Annotated in this window: 3 protein-coding genes; 1 reads left to right on the plus strand and 2 read right to left on the minus strand. The window is 32.9% G+C overall.

The window, feature by feature from the left end:
• Window positions 1-125 precede the first annotated feature (125 nt).
• Both AAEO59_RS16290 and AAEO59_RS16295 read right to left on the minus strand, forming a co-directional pair.
• Window positions 126-1,376: a DEAD/DEAH box helicase gene (locus AAEO59_RS16290; RefSeq protein WP_341701803.1), complete on the minus strand. Its 1,251-nt coding sequence runs from the start codon at window positions 1,374-1,376 to the stop codon at window positions 126-128.
• 128 nt (window positions 1,377-1,504) lie between these two features.
• A complete protein-coding gene (locus AAEO59_RS16295) occupies window positions 1,505-2,548 on the minus strand; it encodes a formimidoylglutamase (protein ID WP_341701804.1) in 1,044 nt (347 codons plus the stop codon).
• A 108-nt stretch (window positions 2,549-2,656) separates the two neighbouring features.
• Here AAEO59_RS16295 and AAEO59_RS16300 point away from each other — a divergent pair, with 108 nt between their 5' ends.
• Window positions 2,657-3,532 carry a hypothetical protein gene (locus tag AAEO59_RS16300; protein ID WP_341701805.1) on the plus strand — a complete coding sequence of 292 codons (876 nt, stop codon included), beginning with the start codon at window positions 2,657-2,659 and terminating at the stop codon, window positions 3,530-3,532.
• The last annotated feature ends 160 nt before the right edge of the window (window positions 3,533-3,692 follow it).

Genomic DNA, 3,692 nt, shown 5'->3' on the forward strand with positions numbered 1-3,692 from the left:
GAAGAATCGCAATGGAACTTAGAGATATGATTACAGCGATTTTGATAATATTCGCAGGTGGAAATCCTGATAAAGTATTTAAAACATAAAAAAAATGGCCAGAATTTCTTCCGACCATGACTAGGTTAATACCAGCGTTTTTTGTTTTTCTTTGAAGCATCGGATTTTCTTGATTTATTAGAACTTCCGCTTCTGTTATTGGTTTTAGGTTTGGCTTCCGCTTTATCAGGACTACCTGAATGCCATGGATAAGGATGGTCAGAGATAGTTTTTACATCTACTTTGATTAATCTTTGAATGTCTTTCCAATAGCCGTGTTCGTCTTTACTACAAAAAGAAATTGCAATTCCCACATTACCTGCGCGTCCTGTTCTTCCTATTCGGTGAACGTAAGTTTCAGGAATATTAGGCAAATCAAAATTAATAACATATGGCAATTGGTCAATATCAATACCTCGAGCAGCAATATCAGTTGCGATTAGTACACCTATTTCTTTATTTTTAAATGCATCTAAAACTCTTTGTCTGGCATTTTGTGATTTGTCACCGTGAATTGCTTCGGCGGCCACATTTTTTTTACGCAAAGCTTTTACAATATTGTCGGCACCATGTTTTGTTCTTGCAAAAACCAATACATCGCTAAGGTTGTCATTTTGAAGTAAGTTGTAAAGCAGGTTTCTTTTTTCTCCTTTTTCAACAAAATAAATGCGTTGCTCTACTTTTTCCGCTGTTGATGAAACGGGCGTTACAGTTACAGTCTCAGGATCAGTCAAAAACATTTCAGCTAATTCTCTGATGGCAATTGGCATTGTGGCAGAGAAAAATAAAGTCTGTCTGTTTTTAGGCGTCAGTTTTACAATTTTCTTGACATCATTCACAAATCCCATGTCCAGCATTTGATCTGCTTCATCTAAGACCAAGGTATGTAGATGGTCTAAGTTTACAAATCCTTGTTTATGTAAATCTAATAATCGTCCCGGAGTGGCAACCAAAATATCCACACCATTTTTTAAGGTATCTACTTGCGGATTTTGAGAAACTCCTCCAAAAATAGTGAGTTGCGTCAGATTGGTGTATTTAGCATAGGTGTCAAAGCTTTGACCAATTTGTACAGCTAATTCTCTTGTAGGTGTAACAACCAGCGCACGAATTTGTTTCGGTTTTTTTGATGAACCTACAATGCGATGCAATTGATGTATAATTGGTATGGCAAAAGCTGCTGTTTTTCCGGTTCCGGTTTGCGCACAACCTATTAAATCGTTTCCTGCCAGAATAAGCGGAATAGCCTGTTCCTGGATAGGTGTTGGGTTGGTATAACCTTCTTCAAAAACCGCTCTTTGAATACTTTTTGAAAGTGATAATTCTTCGAATAACATATGTTTGGTATTAATTATTCTGTAAGTGTTACAGTAATAAGTGCGGCAAAGATAGTATTAATATTCCGGATGCTGGTTTGTAGTTTGAATTCGGTGTTAGTACAACAGCTGAATAATCTGATTTTGTATTAAATAGTATTTTTATTCAAATTTGATTTTATAAAGTCGGTAACTAAATAACCAATCAATTTCCCAATTAAGTGGTTGTTTTTGTCAACGTCCAAATCGGGTGCGCCTTCGCAAATGTGTAAATAACTCGCGTTTTTATTTTTTGCAAAAAAGGAAACAAATTGACGTAATTCCTCAACTGAAAAACCACTTAAAGTCATAGCGCTACTGGCAATATTCGGAATTGCATCCAAATCTACTTCGATACCAAAAGAATCATTTTTAATAAATTCTAAAGCACTCATCATTTCCTGAGTGAAGTTTTTTTCTTTACGGATATTGATGCTATCGTAAGTATTGTATCGTACGCGGTCGTCAATTTTTTTGATAATATCGAGTACATTTTTAGAAGTATAGTTTTCGTGTAAACCGAAAACAAAATATTTTTTCAAAAAACCTTCTTCATAAGCATACGAAAAACCATTTCCGCTATGGCGACCTTCTAAAATTCTAAAGTCAGAATGAGCATCAAAATTTATTGCGTTAATAGGTTTTCCTTTTGCCAGAGCTGTTCCTTTAATATTTCCATAGGAATTATTATGTCCTCCGCCAATGATAATTGGAATTTTACCAAGTTTGACTATGCTGAAAATAATATGAGAAACATCTTTGTCAATTTTTTTTACAAGCTGACTTAATTTTACACGGTCGTCAATTTTTTGAAAGTCTAAATTCTCAACTTCAGTCATTTCTTCGGCGACATTAATTTGTCCCAAAACAATGATTTGGTTACCTTTACAAAAACGGTTGTGCTGAATATTAGCGATACTTTTAATGGCTTCGTTCCAGGCTGAAGCTGCTCCTGGTCTTCCAAAATTAGCTCTAATACCTATGTCTTCGGGAATACCCAATAAAACATATTTAGCTTCGGTATTTTTTATAAAGGAAATTGGGTTAGCGCCCACAGGAACGGTTAACATTTTTTCCCCAAACTTTATTTCCCCACTTCTATGATTCGTTACTTTAGCAAGATCATGATTTGTGAAAGGTAGAAATTTGTCCATTGGTACAAGAAAATTTTTTAGACAAAAATAATATAAATTATTAAAGGACGTTATATGTTAAAATTATATTGTTAAATTTGATTATTAAAATTCAAAAAACCTTAAAAAATGGAAAACAAGCAAAGTAGTACAGGTCTAAAGGCAGTTATTGCTGTATTAGCAGTCTTATTAGTAGGAAGTCTAGTTTATATATTCAAGTTGTCTTCTGATACTGAAAAAGTTCAAACCGTTTTAACTACAACTGTAAGTGAAAAAGAATCAGTATTGAAAGATTTAGAAGAATTAAAAGCGACTTATGATGCTGCAATTGCTGAAAATACTTCAATGTCTGATGAATTAATTCAAGAGAGAGATAAAGTGGTAAGTTTAATGGCAGAAGTTAAACAATCTAAAGGTGATTTATCTGCTTTTAAAACAAAAATGAATCTTTTGCAAAATAAGATGAAAGCTTTAATGGCTGAAAATGAAGGTTTGAAAAAAGAAAACACAGTAGTTAAAGCACAACGCGATAGTACAGCTGTAGTTTTGAACGAGTCAAAAAAATACAACGAAGCTTTAGTAGGTCAAAATGACGAATTAGCTAAAGTAGTTGAAAAAGGCTCTAAGTTAACTGTTTTAAACATTCAAAGCTCAGCTTATAAAGTTAGAAGTTCTGGAAAAGAAATTGAAACGGATAAAGCAAGAAGAACTAATATGCTTAAAATTAGTTTTACTATCGCAGGAAACGAGATTGCTAAGTCAGGAGACAAAACGTATTATGTACAGGTGATTGACAGTAAAAGCAATGTTTTAGGTCAAAAGAAAAGTGAAAATTTCGATGGCAAAGATTTAACTTATAGTTTTACAAGTACTGTAAAATATGAAAATAAAACGGTTCAGGTTTCTGAGAATTTACCAGGAAAAGATTTTCAAAAAGGCACCTATTTCATCAATGTTTTTGATAAAGGAGAATTGGTTTCTAAATCAAGTTTTGATTTGAAATAGTTTTTTAGAATTAGATATAAAAAAAGAGGAGTAAAGCTAGTCATGGTCGGAAGATTATTCTTCCGACTTTTTTTGTTATATAAGTCATATAAATCAATAATTCGATCCATAATTTTATGTGTTTATATTGCTTAAATGAATGAAATTTCTTATATTTATA

Source organism: Flavobacterium flavipallidum (assembly GCF_038289905.1).
Lineage (GTDB): Bacteria > Bacteroidota > Bacteroidia > Flavobacteriales > Flavobacteriaceae > Flavobacterium > Flavobacterium flavipallidum.